This is a genomic window from Microvirga sesbaniae, assembly GCF_025460805.1.
Taxonomy (GTDB): domain Bacteria; phylum Pseudomonadota; class Alphaproteobacteria; order Rhizobiales; family Beijerinckiaceae; genus Microvirga; species Microvirga sesbaniae.
In genome coordinates this window covers 548,160-563,444 of record NZ_JAMXFJ010000002.1, presented here as the reverse complement: position 1 = coordinate 563,444, position 15,285 = coordinate 548,160, and the positions used below count along the sequence as shown (strand labels likewise).

Annotated in this window: 18 protein-coding genes; 9 read left to right on the top strand and 9 right to left on the bottom strand. The window is 68.1% G+C overall.

Annotation, left to right across the window (positions count from 1 at the left end; all coding sequences use genetic code 11):
* Positions 1-51: 51 nt before the first annotated feature.
* Both OCW50_RS05250 and OCW50_RS05245 read right to left on the bottom strand, forming a co-directional pair.
* Complete coding sequence (locus OCW50_RS05250) at positions 52-426, bottom strand: hypothetical protein (RefSeq protein ID WP_262272609.1); 375 nt, start codon at positions 424-426, stop codon at positions 52-54.
* Between the two features lie 136 nt (positions 427-562).
* A complete protein-coding gene (locus OCW50_RS05245; protein WP_262296679.1) occupies positions 563-1,438 on the bottom strand; it encodes a BON domain-containing protein in 876 nt (291 codons plus the stop codon).
* 244 nt (positions 1,439-1,682) lie between these two features.
* Here OCW50_RS05245 and OCW50_RS05240 point away from each other — a divergent pair, with 244 nt between their 5' ends.
* From OCW50_RS05240 to infA, 3 genes are all read left to right on the top strand, one after another.
* Positions 1,683-1,937, top strand: coding sequence for a hypothetical protein (locus OCW50_RS05240; protein ID WP_262296678.1), 255 nt, complete (start codon positions 1,683-1,685; stop codon positions 1,935-1,937).
* Positions 1,938-2,174: 237 nt separating this feature from the next.
* Positions 2,175-2,384: a cold-shock protein gene (locus OCW50_RS05235; protein WP_047188264.1), complete on the top strand. Its 210-nt coding sequence runs from the start codon at positions 2,175-2,177 to the stop codon at positions 2,382-2,384.
* A gap of 90 nt (positions 2,385-2,474) precedes the next feature.
* Positions 2,475-2,756, top strand: a complete 282-nt coding sequence (infA, locus tag OCW50_RS05230; protein WP_009494617.1) for a translation initiation factor IF-1 — start codon at positions 2,475-2,477, stop codon at positions 2,754-2,756.
* Positions 2,757-2,883: 127 nt separating this feature from the next.
* Here the strand turns inward: infA and OCW50_RS05225 are convergent, their stop codons facing one another.
* Both OCW50_RS05225 and OCW50_RS05220 read right to left on the bottom strand, forming a co-directional pair.
* The gene (locus tag OCW50_RS05225; protein ID WP_009494618.1) at positions 2,884-3,432 is read right to left on the bottom strand and encodes a sigma-70 family RNA polymerase sigma factor; all 549 of its coding nucleotides are present in this window, start codon (positions 3,430-3,432) and stop codon (positions 2,884-2,886) included.
* Entirely contained in the window at positions 3,429-3,656 is a 228-nt protein-coding gene (locus OCW50_RS05220; RefSeq protein WP_262296677.1) for a NepR family anti-sigma factor, read from the bottom strand. The genes OCW50_RS05225 and OCW50_RS05220 overlap by 4 nt, the downstream gene beginning before the upstream one ends.
* A gap of 228 nt (positions 3,657-3,884) precedes the next feature.
* Here OCW50_RS05220 and OCW50_RS05215 point away from each other — a divergent pair, with 228 nt between their 5' ends.
* The gene (locus tag OCW50_RS05215) at positions 3,885-4,043 is read left to right on the top strand and encodes a DUF3309 family protein (protein WP_173946171.1); all 159 of its coding nucleotides are present in this window, start codon (positions 3,885-3,887) and stop codon (positions 4,041-4,043) included.
* Positions 4,044-4,241: 198 nt separating this feature from the next.
* Here the strand turns inward: OCW50_RS05215 and OCW50_RS05210 are convergent, their stop codons facing one another.
* Entirely contained in the window at positions 4,242-4,526 is a 285-nt protein-coding gene (locus tag OCW50_RS05210; protein ID WP_262296676.1) for a hypothetical protein, read from the bottom strand.
* Positions 4,527-4,818: 292 nt separating this feature from the next.
* Between OCW50_RS05210 and OCW50_RS05205 the strand changes: the two genes are divergently transcribed.
* Entirely contained in the window at positions 4,819-5,079 is a 261-nt protein-coding gene (locus OCW50_RS05205) for a hypothetical protein (RefSeq protein ID WP_262272614.1), read from the top strand.
* A gap of 145 nt (positions 5,080-5,224) precedes the next feature.
* Positions 5,225-5,992, top strand: a complete 768-nt coding sequence (locus OCW50_RS05200; protein ID WP_262296675.1) for a ZIP family metal transporter — start codon at positions 5,225-5,227, stop codon at positions 5,990-5,992.
* 161 nt (positions 5,993-6,153) lie between these two features.
* Here OCW50_RS05200 and OCW50_RS05195 read toward each other — a convergent pair whose 3' ends face one another.
* Both OCW50_RS05195 and OCW50_RS05190 read right to left on the bottom strand, forming a co-directional pair.
* Entirely contained in the window at positions 6,154-6,702 is a 549-nt protein-coding gene (locus OCW50_RS05195) for an SRPBCC family protein (protein ID WP_262296674.1), read from the bottom strand.
* Entirely contained in the window at positions 6,699-7,064 is a 366-nt protein-coding gene (locus OCW50_RS05190) for an ArsR/SmtB family transcription factor (RefSeq protein WP_262296673.1), read from the bottom strand. Before OCW50_RS05190 ends, OCW50_RS05195 begins: the two co-directional genes overlap by 4 nt.
* Positions 7,065-7,473: 409 nt before the next feature.
* Between OCW50_RS05190 and OCW50_RS05185 the strand changes: the two genes are divergently transcribed.
* Both OCW50_RS05185 and OCW50_RS05180 read left to right on the top strand, forming a co-directional pair.
* On the top strand, positions 7,474-8,283 hold the full coding sequence (locus OCW50_RS05185) for a nickel-binding protein (protein ID WP_262296672.1): 810 nt from the start codon (positions 7,474-7,476) through the stop codon (positions 8,281-8,283).
* 85 nt (positions 8,284-8,368) lie between these two features.
* Positions 8,369-8,653, top strand: a complete 285-nt coding sequence (locus OCW50_RS05180; protein WP_262296671.1) for a hypothetical protein — start codon at positions 8,369-8,371, stop codon at positions 8,651-8,653.
* Positions 8,654-8,760: 107 nt separating this feature from the next.
* On the opposite strand, the gene uvrB is transcribed toward OCW50_RS05180, so the two are convergent.
* Entirely contained in the window at positions 8,761-11,466 is a 2,706-nt protein-coding gene (gene uvrB, locus OCW50_RS05175; protein ID WP_262296670.1) for an excinuclease ABC subunit UvrB, read from the bottom strand.
* A 347-nt stretch (positions 11,467-11,813) separates the two neighbouring features.
* Positions 11,814-12,869 carry a DUF808 domain-containing protein gene (locus OCW50_RS05170; protein WP_262296669.1) on the bottom strand — a complete coding sequence of 352 codons (1,056 nt, stop codon included), beginning with the start codon at positions 12,867-12,869 and terminating at the stop codon, positions 11,814-11,816.
* Between the two features lie 213 nt (positions 12,870-13,082).
* On the opposite strand from OCW50_RS05170, the gene OCW50_RS05165 reads away from it, so the two are divergent.
* Complete coding sequence (locus OCW50_RS05165) at positions 13,083-15,263, top strand: esterase-like activity of phytase family protein (protein ID WP_262296668.1); 2,181 nt, start codon at positions 13,083-13,085, stop codon at positions 15,261-15,263.
* The last annotated feature ends 22 nt before the right edge of the window (positions 15,264-15,285 follow it).

The window sequence follows — 15,285 nt, the reverse complement described above, 5'->3', positions numbered from 1 at the left end:
GGTCCTGCGCTTTCGTGAGGGGACGAGGATCCCGGCCCGACCGGATCGGGGTCAATGATCGCCGTGCGAGACCCTGACATCTCGCGGAGAATTGAGGATCTCGAGCAGGCTCTGGGCGATGTGGCGGGCTTCGTCGTCCTTCAGGCGCAGCAGGAAGGGGGGCATCATGCCGGCCTGGAGGGCCACCACGGCCATGCCGTTCTCGTCCATGCCGATATCGATGGTCTGGGACGTCACGTCGACCATTTCTTCCGGCATCTCCTCACTGTCCTCGCCGGTCTCGCCGATGGCGGCGAGCAGCTGGCTCACGGCCCTGACCAAGGAGCGGGCGGCATGGGGGTCCATGACCACGGCGGTCGATTGCTCGCCCTTCTGGAATGCCAGCTGAATGTTGTCGCCTTCGAGCGTGACGGAAATACCTGCCATGAGCGTCCTCGTCTTTCCCGTCCCCATATGGGGAGCACCTGCTTCGAGGGAAAGGCAAAGGCCTTGGTACGACAGATGCGCCTCGCCCCCAAGGGAAGAAGCGCATCCTGGTAAACCGGCGGTATGAGCCTCGGCGTCAGGTGCCGCCGCCCGAGGACCCGCCGGTGCGCCGGCGGGTCGTGCCGACCGTCCCGGCGCCTGCGGTCTCCGGAAGGCCGGTGCTGCCGGCGCCCGCGGCGCCCGCGCCCGACATCATGGTGCCGGCGATGCCCGCATCCGCCTGCTGCTGGATGCGCAGGTTGTTCTGCACGTGGGATACCCCGGAGATCGACTCCGCCAGGTCCTCCGCGTGGCGCTTCTCGAAGCGGCTGTTCACCGTGCCCGTGAGGGTGACCTCCCGGTTCTCCACCCGCACCTCGATCTCGGAGGCATCCAGATGCGGATCTTCGGTGAGCCGGTCGTTCACATCCTCCAGGATGCGGGCATCGGAGCGCTGATAGCCTTTCGGCCCGCGGCCGCGATGCTGGCCGGCCTCGCGCATGTCCCTGTCGCGGCGGCGCTCCGCATCCTCGTCCCCGAACCAGGACCGGAGCTCGTCGCCGGCCCGCTCGAGGAGGCCGCGATCCTCGTTGTAGTCGCGCGAGCCGCGCCCGAAGCTCTCGGAACGATACCGATCCTGGCCGGTGCGGTCGCGGCCGTAGCGGTCCTGCCCGAACTGATCCGGGTCGCGGCGGCGGTCGGAGCCGAAGACCCGGCGCTCGGAGCCGATGCGATCGTCGCCCACCACGTCGTGCCAGTCGAGGGCCGATCCGCCGGTGCCGTAGCCGGCGGAATCCCCGTAATCGCGCTCGCGGACGTCCCGCTCCAGCCGCCAGCCGTCATCCTGGCCGGAACGGGGGCCGCTGTCGTATCCCGCGCGGCGGTTGCCGAAGCCGCGGCGGGCGATGTAGCCGTCGTCCTCGCGGTCGCGCTGGTCGAAATCCGGATTGCTGTAACGGCGGTCGTTGGCCATGGGAGCGCTCCTCGTCCTGGGTGGCCCGAGGCCACCGGCTGGTGGTTTCGAGCCACCAACGTGAAGGCGCGGGCGAGTGTTCCTGGCGAGTGTTCCTGGCGAGTGTTCCTGGCGAGTGTTCCTGGCGAGAGTTCCTGGAAACCCGGATCGCCGCTCGTCGCGGTTTTTTGACCGCGGCGGTTGAACGGTCGCGCCGGGTTTGCATTGACCGGAACGGGATGTCCCGACGAACCGAGGTTGAACGATGGCCGATCTGTCCGGATTGAGCGACGAGGCGCTGGCGGTCTTCGCCTTCGCGGCCTATCACGAACTGTCGAGCGGCCAGCGGGTCCGCAGCGTGGTCCAGAAGGACGGCACCGGCCACCGGGCGAGCGACGGGGCCGTGGACGAACTCGACGGACGCGGCCTCGTCAAGGCGGACGGCCGGGAGATCGTCTTCACGCCGGCCGGCGAGGACGCCCTGCGGGACATCCTGGCCGGCATCCGGGGGAGCCGCTAGATCGGCCCGGAAATAGCCGGAATTCCAACCGAATTGCGGTCCGGCGCGAAAAGAGCCTTTGCCTTGTAATTGCCCCATCCGTGCCTTAGGTACTGCCCATCGACATTTGGCCGGACGACTGGGCTTCCCGCTTTGGCACTGCCGGGCGCACGTTCCTTCTCTACCATCTATCGACTAGCGGGTGACTGGCCTTGGGGCCCTCATCCACGTGCAATCGACAGTGAAAAAGGATTTCCCATGGAACAGGGAACCGTGAAGTGGTACAATGAAACCAAGGGTTATGGTTTCATCCAGCCCGACAACGGCGGCAAGGATGTGTTCGTTCATGCGACCGCTCTCGAGCGCGCCGGCATGCGCGGCTTGCGCGAAGGCCAGAAGATCTCTTACGAGCTTCAGACCGACCAGCGCACCGGCCGCACCTCTGCAGTGAACCTGCAGAACGCGTAAGGTTTGATGCCGGAGGACGTGCCTGCACGTCCTCTTGCATATGGCCGTTCCGATTCAGGGGCGGCTTTTTTGTTATGAGGAAGGCTTTGCATGGCAAAGGAAGAACTGATCACCTTTGAAGGACTTGTGACCGAGATTCTGCCCGACGCGCGCTACCGCGTGCAGCTCGACAACGGGCACGAGGTCATCGCCTATACGGCCGGCAAGATGAAGAAGAACCGCATCAAGACCCTGGCCGGCGACCGCGTGACCGTCGAGATGTCGCCCTACGACCTGGAGAAGGGCCGGCTCATCTTCCGTCACAAGGATTCGGGTGCCTCTTCCGGTCCGCGTCCGCCGCAGCGCGGCAACCAGCAGTTCCGGCGTCGCTAGAGCCTCGGACCCAAAAGTGGGCACCACTTTTGGGATTCATCCGATGCTCTCTTCCGATGCGCTAAAACAGCAGGCGCCCCTCTGGGCGCGCCTGTCGATCAAGAAAGCCCCGACGGTCCAAGGCCCGTCACGCGACGGCGTGCATCACCGACAGGGTGACGCGGTCGGGGCCGAGATCCTCCTCCATGTCGGTGAAGTGCATCAGCTCGGCCAGCCGGTTGCGGGCGCGGTTGACCCGGCTCTTGATGGTGCCGACCGCGCAGCCGCAGATCTCTGCCGCCTGCTCGTAGGAGAAGCCCGAGGCGCCCACCAGCAGCAGCGCCTCGCGCTGGTCGTGGGGCAGACGGGCGAGCGCCTTCTGCAGATCCTCGAAATCGAGATGGGGCATCTGGTCCGGCTGAACCGAGAGGGCGGCCGCGTACTTGCCGTCCGCATCCTCCACCTCGCGGCGGCGCTTGCGGTATTCGGAATGGAACAGGTTGCGCAGGATGGTGAAGAGCCAGGCCTGCATGTTCGTGCCGGGCTGGAAGCGATCGATGTTGGCGATCGCCCGCATCAGGGTTTCCTGCACGAGGTCGTCGGCGCGGTCCACGTTGTTGGTGAGGGAAATGGCGAAGGCGCGCAGGTTCGGCGTCGCCTTGAGCATGGAGTCGCGCAAATCGATGTCGATACTCATGACTGCTGCTTCTCTCCCTTCGCGCCGTCGAGCCGGTTGATGATCTCGATGAACCGGTCCGGCACCGGCTGCTCGCCCAGCGCCAGGGCATCGTAGAACTGGCGCAGGCGCTGGCCGATCTGGGCCTGGACCGAGGGGCTCAGGGCGGGGGAATCGGATTTTCGGAGGCCAGGGATTGGTTCTGGAATGTCGTGGGGCATCGCGTTCGGGTTCTTTTTCTGCATCGGGCTGTCCTGGTCCATCGAAGCGGCGACCTCCCGCAGGGGACGCGCTGACGGCGGCACCCCATCGCCGTGGAGCTAACGTCAAGCCAGGGTGATCGTTCCGCCCCGGAACCTACCCCGTCGGGGCCATCCACAGGCAAAAGAGGCGGGAACTTTTTCTCTTACGGCCAAGTTTCCCTGGATGAACGCCGCCATTGCGCGGCGGGTCCGTGTAGAGGGAGTATTTCCATGGCAATCAGCACCATCCTGCTCATTCTCGTCATCCTGCTTCTCATCGGGGCCGTTCCGGCCTGGCCCTACAGCCGGGGCTGGGGCTACGGCCCGAGCGGTCTCCTCGGCGTGGTCCTGCTCATCCTCATCATCCTGCTGCTGATGGGACGGCTCTGACGCTTCGGATTCCGGCTGCGACGTGAAGAGGGCGGCCGCGAGGGCCGCCCTTTTGCGTCGTCGGAAGCGGGAGATGGCGGCCGGGTCGTCGCGGTGCGGGGCCGGGGGCGGCGCTTCATGGCGGCGCGAGGGCGGACCGGGGAAAAGCCGAAAAGGAGCGCCAGGCCCTCGGGCCGTGGCGCTCCGGCAGGCTCAGGATCAGAAGTAGTGCGGGTGGCTGTTGTCGACGAGCGTGTCGCTGTCGTTGATGCTGGCGACCTGGGCCGAGGTCGCGTTGCCGAACACGGCGGTGTTCGTCGCCACCTGGTCGATGGTGTTGTAGGAATCCTGCATGTTGACGCCGCCGAAATAGTCGTGGCTGCTGTCGAGCAGGGTGTCGGCGTCGACGATGTTGCCGACCTGCGCCGAGGTGGCGCTGCCGCCGAAAGCGGTGTTGTAGGCGTCCTGGAAGATGTCGTTGTCGGAGAACTGGTAGTTTTCCATGGGTATGTTCCTCTTCGTTAAGCGTTGCTCTCAAGACCGCCTGAGATGCTCTCTCCGTTGGCGATGATGGGACTTTGCCTGACGTTGCGGAACGTCGCTGTGAAGCGCTTCACACCCGAGACATTCTTCGAATTTTTTGTGAGGGCCGCGGGGCGGACGGTCCGGCGGCCGGGCGGAAACGCTCTGGCGGGCCGCTCCCGAAGGGCCTACAATGGCCCATCGCCGGCAAGGACGTCCGGGCGCCGGCGGCTGAGGGAGATTCGGGCCCCCGCCGGCAACCAGGGGGAGCGCCATGCCCCTCGACATCTCGTATCAACCCATCGACGTCCTGATCGACGGCCATGACAGCGAGGGCCGGCTCGTCCTGGCCGGCGGCCAGCTCGCCGCCGTGATCGTGCGCCTCGACGGCGACGCCCACGAACCCGAGCACAAGGGCCTCTGGCACCTGGAGGCCGGCTTCGGCAAATGCGACATCGGCGGCGCGCCCCTGTTCGCCACGCAGGAGGAGGCGGGCGCCTGGGTCGAGCGGGTCCTCACCGACCAGCTGCCGTGATGCATGGAAGCGCACGGGCGGGCGACGCGCCCGCCGACCGGTTCCATCGTTTCTTCCATGCCTCGTTCCATGCAAGCCTCGCCCGACGCAGCCCCGAACCCTACCGCCCCCCATCACGTTCTCCCCATCCACCGGAGAACGTTTCATGCCTATGGTCATCCAGGCCGGTCTGTGGGGTCTGCTCAGCGGGTCCGCTCTCGTGCTCGGGGCGCTGATCGGGACCTTCGTCAAGCTGCCGCAGCGGGTCATCGCGGCCGTGATGGCGTTCGGGGCCGGGGTGCTGATCTCGGCGCTGTCCTTCGACCTCATGGACGAGGCGTACCGCACGGGCGGCATCGCGTCGACGTCGCTGGGATTTCTCGCCGGCGCAGCCGTCTATACGGGGGCGAACATCGTCGTGACGCGGCGCGGCGCCAAGCACCGCAAGCGCTCCGGCACCGCCCCGGATGCGCGCCAGCCCTCGCACGACCAGGAGGGCAGCGGGCTCGCCATCGCGCTCGGCGCGCTCCTCGACGGCATCCCGGAATCCATCGTGATCGGCGTGAGCCTGCTCGCCGGCCAGGGGGTGAGCCTCGTGGCCGTGGCGGCGGTTTTCCTGTCGAACCTGCCCGAGGGGCTGTCGAGCGCCGCCGGCATGCGCCGGGCCGGGCGCTCCAGGGCCTACATCTTCGGCATCTGGGGCGGCATCGCGCTCGCCTCGGGGATCGCGGCGCTCCTCGGCTACGCGGTCTTCGCCGAGACGGGGCCGGCCACCATCGCGTTCGTCACCGCCGTGGCGGCCGGGGCGATCCTGGCCATGCTGGCCGACACCATGGTGCCGGAAGCCTTCGAGACCGCCCACGAATATGCCGGGCTGATCACCGTGGCGGGGTTTCTCGCGGCCTTCACGCTCTCGCGGGTGCTGGGCGGGTAGGGGAGCGCTCTTGGCGCCGCCCCTTCACGTCATGGCCGGCCTTGTGCCGGCCATCCCGACCCCGTGATGCTCCGTGCCTTTCCGATCGGGATCACTGGCACAAGGCCGGTGATGACGGGGAGAGGTGGGACGAGCCCGTGATGACGCGAGGGGCGGGCCCTTTATGCGGGGAGCCGCCGGGCGTAGTCCTCCTTCAGCCGGCTCCAGTTCTGCCAGAAGGGCTCCGGCTCCCGGCCGGCCATGCGCGCGGCCAGGATGTCGAGATGGGCGTGCCAGCCGGAGCTGACGTTGAGCAGGGTCGCCCGGTCGGACACCCGGCGGTGGACCAGGGTGAGCAGCACCTCGGAGCCCCTGCGCTCGAGCTCGAAGGAGACGCCGCCGGTGGACCCCCAGGTGATGGCGAGCCGGTGGGGCGGGTCGAGCTCGGTGATCCGGCTCTCCATCCGGTGCTCCTCGGCAAAGCCCGGCGGGCGCTCGCCGGGCGGGTCGGTGAGCTCGTGGTTGCGCCAGACGAACTCGACCGGGGCGCCGACCTTCAGCTCCATCTCGCCCGCCGCGAGCCATTGCCGGCGCAGGTCGCTCTGGGTGAGGTAATCCCAGACCCGCTCGATGGGCCCGGGCAGCAGGCGCTGGATCGTCAGGGTGGCCGGGTCGGTCAGCACCCCGTAGGGGCTGCGTTCCGCAAGATCCGTGGTCGCAAGGTCGCTCATATGTCGTCTCCTTCGGGGGTTTCGGATGTCCGGGCATCCTCCTCGCGGAGGAGCCGTTCCAGCACGTCCAGACGGTCGGTCCAGAAGCGTTCGTAGATGCCGAGCCACGCGTGGGCGCTGGCCAGCGGCCCGGGGTCGAGGCGGCAGACATGGGTGCGGCCGCGGATCTCGCGCCGCAGGAGGCCGGCATGCTCCAGCACCTTGATGTGCTTCGAGGCGGCCGCGAGGGAGATCGAGAACGGCTCGGCGAGCTGACTCACCGTGCGCTCGCTCCCGGCGAGGTCCCGCAGCATCCGACGCCGGGTCGCGTCGCCCAGGGCGTGGAAGACGGTGTCGAGCTGAGATGTCTGTAATTCAACCATGTGGTTGAATATAGCTGTGTCGATCAGGATAGTCAACCGTTTGGTTGAATGACTTGCCTCGTCCTCGCGGGTCCGGCCATGAGGGGGAGGGGCGCACGATCGGGTGTGCGATTCTCACGTCACCACCGGGCTTGTCCCGGTGATCTCGATTTTCAGGACGCCGCGCCTCACCGGACCGTCATGGCCGGCACAAGGCCTGCCATGACGGGAGAGGATGTGGGAGCGGGATGGCCGGACGAGACCGGCCGTGACGGGGGAGGGTGCGAATGGCGTCTGCGCCTGGCATGCGGGGTGCAGCGTCGCGCCGGCCCCGGCAGAGGAGCATTCCGGCCTCGTGCCAAACCCTGTACATTACGTTACGGAAGCAAAAGGGACACGAACGGAAGCGGGAGGAGTCAGAGAGGACCCGATGCCCATATTCCTGGACCGGCACGACCTGAAGGGCCTGACCGCCGTCGACATCGCCGAAGCCCATCGCAAGGACCTGGACGTCCAGGGGCGCTACGGGGTGCGGTTCCTGACCTACTGGTTCGACGAGACCCGCGGCACCGCGTTCTGCCTCATCGACGCGCCCGACATCGAGACGGCCGCGCGGGTGCACGACGAGGCCCATGGCAACATCGCCCGCGACGTGATCGAGGTCGATCTCTCGGCCGTCGAGGCGTTTCTCGGCCGCATCTCCGATCCGCAGCCGGCAGGAGCCTCCAGGGCGGAGATCGATCCGGCCCTGCGCACCATCATGTTCACCGACATCGTCGAGTCCACAGCCATGACCGAGCGCCTGGGCGACACCCGCGCGGTCGAGATGGTGCGGGCGCACGACGCCATGGTCCGCCGGGCCCTGCACGACAACGGCGGGCGCGAGGTCAAGCACACGGGCGACGGGATCATGGCGGCCTTCGCGGACGCCACCGCCGCCGTGGATGCGGCGCGCGCCATCCAGCGGGCCTTCGAGGCCTTCAACCTGGCGAGCCGGGAGAAGCTCCGGGTGCGCATCGGCCTCGATGCGGGCGAGCCGGTGGCCGACCACAACGACCTGTTCGGCGCGACCGTCCAGATGGCGGCCCGTCTGTGCCAGAGCGCCGAGCCCGACACCATCGTGGTGTCCGGGGCGGTCACCGGGTCGCTTCCCACCCGCCTGCGCCTCGTGGATCTCGGGAGCCGGAGCCTGAAGGGTTTCGCGCAGCCGGTCGCCGCCTACGAGGTGGCGTGGCGGTGAGGGGCGGGCCCTGTCGTCCGGGCGCCGCCACGAACGCCGGCATGGCGGCGTTGTCCCGGGACGGATGGGCGCGGAGCCTCGGGTGATGGTCAGGGGTCTGGTCTGGTTCGTGCTGTTCGGGGCCGCGTCGGTGGCGTTCTACCGGGTCAACGACCGGATCGTCTGGGACGTGTGCCGCCGCGAGCGGCGGCCCTATCCGCCGGCCTGGACCCTCTCGCCCTACTGGCAGTGGCGCACGATCGCGGGCGGCTGGTACGCGGATGCGCGCCGGGCTGGCCTTCTGGTGCCGAAGGTGGCCGCCACGGCGGCCATCCTGGCCGCCAGCATCGGGTCCGTGGTGACCGGCATCCTGGACGCCATGCCGGGATAGAGCATCGGACGTGAAAAGCGGACCCACTTCTGGGTCCAATGCACATTCCTTGACGTGACGCATCGTGCGGCCCGCTTTCGTCCGCACGATGCGCAAGGCGCGTCGCCTTACCGCCCCTTGCGTCCCTTGTATTTCGGCTTCTGCCCCGCGAACCCTTGCGTCGAGCGAGCGGCCGGGCGTTCCCGGTAGTTGAGCGGGACCTCCCGGTCCGTACCCGGGCCCATCTCGTCGAGGCCGGGCTTGCGGACCCGGGTGCCCTCGTCGGACCGCCCCTTGCCGGTCGGCCCGTAGGCGTCGGTCTCCTCGTCGCCCGCCGTGGCGCCCTCGGGCGAGGGCGGCAGGCCCTTCGGCGGCAGGTTGGCGCTGCGGCCGTATTTGCGCGAGCCGCCGTACCGACCGGCTTCCCGCTCCACATCGCTCTGGCGCGCCATCGGGTCGTCGCTGATGGCGAGCTCGGTCGCCTGCAGGCGCTTGAGCTCGTCGCGCAGGCGAGCCGCCTCCTCGAACTCCAGGTTCGCCGCAGCCTCGCGCATGCGTTTCTCCATGTCGGCGATGACGGCCTTGAGGTTGTGGCCGACCGTCTTGTCGGCGAGGCCCGTGTCGACCGACACGTGGTCGCGCTCGTAGACGCTCTCCAGGATGTCCGCGATGTTCTTCTTCACCGATTGCGGCGTGATGCCGTGCTCGGCGTTGTAGGCGAGCTGCTTCTCGCGGCGGCGGTTGGTCTCCGCGATGGCGCGCTCCATGGAGCCGGTGATCTTGTCCGCGTAGAGGATCGCCTTGCCCTCCACGTTGCGGGCGGCGCGGCCGATGGTCTGCACCAGCGAGGTCTCGGAGCGCAGGAAGCCTTCCTTGTCGGCGTCGAGAATGGCGACGAGCGCGCATTCGGGAATGTCGAGGCCCTCGCGCAGGAGGTTGATGCCGATGAGCACGTCGAAGGCGCCGAGACGCAGGTCGCGGATGATCTCGATGCGCTCCAGCGTGTCGATGTCCGAGTGCATGTAGCGCACGCGGATGCCGTTCTCGTGCATGTACTCGGTGAGGTCCTCGGCCATGCGCTTGGTGAGCGTGGTCACGAGGGTGCGGTATCCTTGAGCGGAGAGCTCCTTCACCTCGTGCACCAGGTCGTCGACCTGGCTTCGCGCGGGCCGGATCTCCACCACCGGGTCGACGAGGCCCGTCGGGCGGATGACCTGCTCGACGAAGATGCCGCCGGTCTGCTCCATCTCCCACTTGGCGGGCGTCGCCGATACGTGGATCGATTGCGGCCGCATGGCGTCCCATTCCTCGAAGCGCAGCGGACGGTTGTCGAGGCAGGACGGCAGGCGGAAGCCGTATTCGGCCAGCGTCGCCTTGCGGCGGAAGTCGCCGCGATACATGCCGCCGATCTGCGGCACGGTCACGTGGCTCTCGTCGGTGAACACGAGGGCGTTGTCGGGCAGGTACTCGAACAGGGTCGGGGGCGGCTCGCCGGGCTTGCGGCCGGTGAGATAGCGCGAATAGTTCTCGATGCCGTTGCACACGCCCGTGGCCTCGATCATCTCGAGGTCGAACTGGGTGCGCTGCTCGAGCCGCTGCGCCTCGAGCAGGCGGCCCATGCGGGCGAGTTCCTGCAGGCGGTGCTGCAGCTCGTCCTGGATGCCCTTCACGGCCTGCTGCAGGGTCGGGCGCGGGGTCACGTAGTGCGAGTTGGCGTAGACCTTCACGAATTGCAGGTCGTTGGTCTTCTTGCCGGTGAGCGGATCGAACTCGACGATCGACTCGATCTCGTCGCCGAAGAGGCCGATGCGCCAGGCCCGGTCTTCCAAGTGGGCGGGGAAGAGCTCGATCACGTCGCCGCGCACCCGGAAGGTGCCGCGGGCGAAGTCGCTCTGGATGCGCTTGTACTGCAAGGCCACGAGATCCGCGATGAGCTGGCGCTGCTCGATGCGCTCGCCCACCTTCACGGAGAAGGTCATGGCCGTATAGGTCTCGACCGACCCGATGCCGTAGATGCACGACACGGACGCCACGATGATCACGTCGTCACGCTCGAGCAGCGCGCGGGTCGCCGAGTGGCGCATCCGGTCGATCTGCTCGTTGATGGAGCTTTCCTTCTCGATGAAGGTGTCCGAGCGCGGCACATAGGCCTCGGGCTGGTAATAGTCGTAATACGAGACGAAATACTCGACCGCGTTGTCCGGGAAAAACGACTTGAACTCCCCGTAGAGCTGCGCGGCCAGCGTCTTGTTCGGCGCCAGGATGAGGGCGGGGCGCTGCGTCTCCTCGATCACCTTGGCCATGGTGAAGGTCTTGCCCGAGCCCGTGACGCCGAGCAGCACCTGGTCGCGCTCGGCCCGGCGCACGCCGTCCACCAGCTCGGCGATCGCGGTCGGCTGGTCGCCCGAGGGGGTGAAGTCGGACTTGATCTTGAACGGGATGCCGCCTTCCGATTTCTCGGGGCGGGGCGGGCGGTGCGGCACCCAGGCCTTGCCGTTCTTGAAGCGCGGATCGCCCTCGGTCAGGAGCTTCGACAGGGCGTCGACCGTGGCCGATACGCCGGAGCCCGGGGATAGCTCGCCCAGCTCCTCGGCCACGTCCGGCCCGTCGTCGGGCCCCTTCAGGCCGAGCTTCTTGGCGAGCGCCGGGTCGACATCCGCGATGTCGCCGTGGATGAAGGTCTCCTGGGCCCGCTCGGCGAACCCCTCGGCCGCCTCCCGCTCCCGGTTGACCGCCGGATTGAGGAGATCGGCCAGATAGGGATCCAGCGGCTTGAGCTCAGGCTTGGACGCCTTCCCGGTGGAAAGCTTGGGCTTCTTGGGTGATTTGGCCATAGAACGAATATGGTACGAACGGCCGGGGAATGGAAGAGCGGCATGCGTGACCCATGCTGTTACGAATCGGTTCGTTCCATCTTCGTCACCGCTTCATGGACGCTCAGCCAGAACCGCACGGCATCGTCATCACCGGGCCTGTCCCGGTGATCCCGATCGTTCGAGGCGCCGCGCTTTTCCGATCGAGATGGCCGGGACAAGCCCGGCCATGACGTGGGGAGGGTGTTCGCACCGGGTCACACACACACCACGTCATCACCGGCCTTGTGCCGGTGATCCCGATCGTCTGAAGCGCCGAGCGCATCGGACGCCGCGGCAAGGGCCGAGGACTGGAAGAGGAGAGGCGGTTACACCGTAGGCTTCTCGGCCTTCCGGCTGCCGCCCCTCACGGCCCTCGCGAGCGGCACGGCGACGAAGTGGACCAGCGGGATCAGCACGGCGCCGAGCACCAGGCCGAACAGGCCGGAGGCCGCGGCCGAGACGAGCCACTCCACCAGGCCCCCGAGTGCCGGGACCGCATGGCCGGCCGCCACTGCCAGTGCGTGGATGGCGTGGCCGAGGCCGGCGAAGCCGTAGCCTTCGAGGCCGTGGACGATGATCCCGCCGCCGACCCAGATCATGGCGGCGGTGCCGATGATGGCAAGACCCTTCAGCAGGACCGGCATGCCCTTCACCAGGCCGCGTCCGAACGTGGTCGTCACGGGAGCGAGCAGGCGGTCGGTATGAAGCGGCGTGCCCTCGGGTCCGCGCCGCAGGAGGCGCGAGACCGGGCGGTCGGTGCGGGCGAGCGCCACGCCGGCATCGTCCGCCTTCACGATCAGGGCGACGCCGCCATAGACCAGGGCCGTGATGCCGATGCCCACCACGGCGAGCACGACCGCCTGCATCCAGGTCGATCCGGCCGGCAGGCTCGCAAGCGTGATCGCCATGATCTCGGCCGAGAGGATGAAGTCGGTCTTGATCGCGCTGCTGACCTTCTCGTCCTCGAGATTGCGGGCCGCATGGGTGGCGGCGCCAACCGCGGCCTCGTGCTCGTGGGCGCCGTGCGGCGACAGCGCCTCGAACACCTTCTCCGAGCCCTCGTAGCAGAGATAGGCGCCGCCGATCATGAGCAGCGGCGTGATCGCCCAGGGGGCGAACAGGCTGAGGAGGAGGGCGGCCGGAAGCAGGTAGATGAGCTTGTTCTTGAGGGACCCCAGGGCGATCTTGCCGACGATGGGCAGCTCCCGCGCGGCGGAAAAGCCCGTCACGTAGCGGGGCGTCACGGCGGCGTCGTCGATCACCACGCCGGCCGCCTTGGCGCCGGCCTTGGCCGCCTGGGCGGCCACGTCGTCGAGGGAGGCGGCCGCGACCTTGGCCAAGGCCGCAACGTCGTCCAGCAGGGCGATCAGCCCGATGCTCATGAGGGCTCCTGTCGAAAATGGGGCGAGCGTGACCGCGGCCCGTCGAGGCACAGCTATCGCGCGGTTCCGGTCTCGACAACGTCCGACGCGAGGATTCGGTGCACAACGGCTCAGGTTGTCCCGCCGTTCCGCCTGTCATCCGCCTGTCATCCGCCTGTCATGGGCCGGGCGCATGAGGATCCGGCTAACCTTGACCGTCTCGCGGGAGATCCCATGCACCGTTCCTTCGTCGCCGCCTCGCTGGCGGCCGCTCTCCTCTCCGGCACGGCGCTCAGCGCCTCCGCGGCGGAGTATTTCGACCGCATCGCCAGCTTCCCCATCACGGCGAACCTGGCGAAGGACCAGGACCAGAAAGGCGACACGGTCGCCGAGATCATTTCGGCGAGCGAGGACGGCCGCCTGCTGGTCTATACGGACAGCCCGCGCAAGGAGCTCGGCTTCATCGACATCGCCGATCCGGCGAACCCGAAGGCCGGCGGCACCCTGGCGCTGGGCGGCGAGCCGACCTCGGTGAAGGTCGTGGGCGGGCGGGCCTACGTGGCCGTCAACACCTCCGAGAGCTTCACCAGCCCGAGCGGCAAGCTGGTCGCCGTCAGCCTCGCCGACCGGACGATCGCGGCCGAATGCCCGCTCCCGGGCCAGCCCGACTCGGTCGCCGCCAATGCGGGCGTGCTCGCCGTCGCGATCGAGAACGAGCGCAACGAGGAGGTCAACGAGGGTGCGCTGCCGCAGTTGCCCGCCGGTTCGCTGGTGGTCGCTTCGCTCAACGGCGATCAGGTCGATTGCGCGGCCCTGAGGACCGTGAGCCTGACCGGCCTCGCGGCTGTTGCCGGCGAGGATCCGGAGCCGGAATACGTGGATGTGTCCGACCAGGGCAAGGTCGTCGTGACCCTGCAGGAGAACAACCACATCGCGGTGGTGGACGGGAAGACCGGCACGGTCGAGGCGCATGTCTCCGCCGGCACCGTGGACCTCAAGGCCATCGACACCAGGAAGGACGGCAGGATCGAGCTCACCGGCTCCATGGAGAAGGTCGAGCGCGAGCCCGACGCGGTGCACTGGATCGACGCCAACCGATTCGTGACGGCGAACGAGGGCGATTGGAAGGGCGGATCGCGCAGCTTCACCATCTTCAACCGCGACGGCAGCGTGGCTTACGAATCCGGCGCGAGCCTGGAGCACGAGATCGTCTCGCTCAGCCATTACCCGGACAAGCGCAACAAGAAGGGCGTCGAGATCGAAGGCGTCGAGACCGGCCGCTTCGGCAACGACATGCTGATCTTCGTGGGCTCCGAGCGCGCCTCGGTCGTCGGCGTCTATCGCGATACGGGCGCCGCGCCGGAGCTCGTGCAGGTTCTGCCGACCGGCATCGGGCCGGAGGGGCTGCTCGCCATCCCGTCGCGCAACCTGTTCGTGGCCACCAGCGAGACCGACCTGCACGGGGACGGCGGGGCCGCCCCGCACGTGATGATCTACCAGCGCGCCGAGCGCGCGGCGCCCGCCTATCCGACGATCCGCTCCGCGAAGAACCCCGGCGGCCTGCCCATCGGCTGGGGCGCGCTCTCGGGCCTTGCGGCGGACAAGTCGCAGGCCGGCAGGCTCTATGCGGTCACCGACAGCGTCTATGGCGCGGCTCCGCGCATCCTCACCATCGACGCCACAAAGAAGCCCGCGCTCATCACCGCCGAGACCCTCGTGACCCGCGGCGGAGCCGCCGCCGAGAAGCTCGACCTCGAGGGCATCGCGCTGGCCCGCGACGGCTTCTGGCTCGCCTCCGAGGGCAACCTGGAGAAGGGCGTGAAGAACCTCCTCGTCCGGGTCGACGCCAAGGGGGCGATCCAGGAGGAGATCACCGTTCCGGCGGAACTCGAGAAGGGCGCGAAGAACTACGGCTTCGAGGGCGTCACGGTGACGGGGTCGGGCGCGGACGAGACCGTGTGGCTCGCGGTGCAGCGCGAATGGGCGGACGACGGCAGGAACGCCGTGAAGCTCCTGGCCTACAGGCCGTCCGACAGGAGCTGGAAGGCCGTGCGCTATCCGCTCGACGCCACGCAGGCCGGCTGGATCGGCCTGTCCGAGATCACGGCCGCGGGCGAGCGCGTCATCGTCATCGAGCGCGACAACCAGATCGCCGAGAAGGCGGCGGTGAAGAAGCTCTACGCGGTGTCCCTCGCGGACATGAAGCCCGCGGCGCTCGGCGGCGAGCTGCCGCTCGTCCAGAAGACGCTGGTGCGCGATCTCCAGCCCGACCTGAAGGCCGCCCGGGGCTACGTGCTCGACAAGGTCGAGGGCTTCGCGGTCGACGCCGCGGGCAACGCCTACATCGTCACCGACAACGACGGCGTCGACAATTCCTCCGGCGAGACGCAGTTCCTCAAGCTCGGGAAGCTGTGAGCCTGCGCGAACGACAGGATCG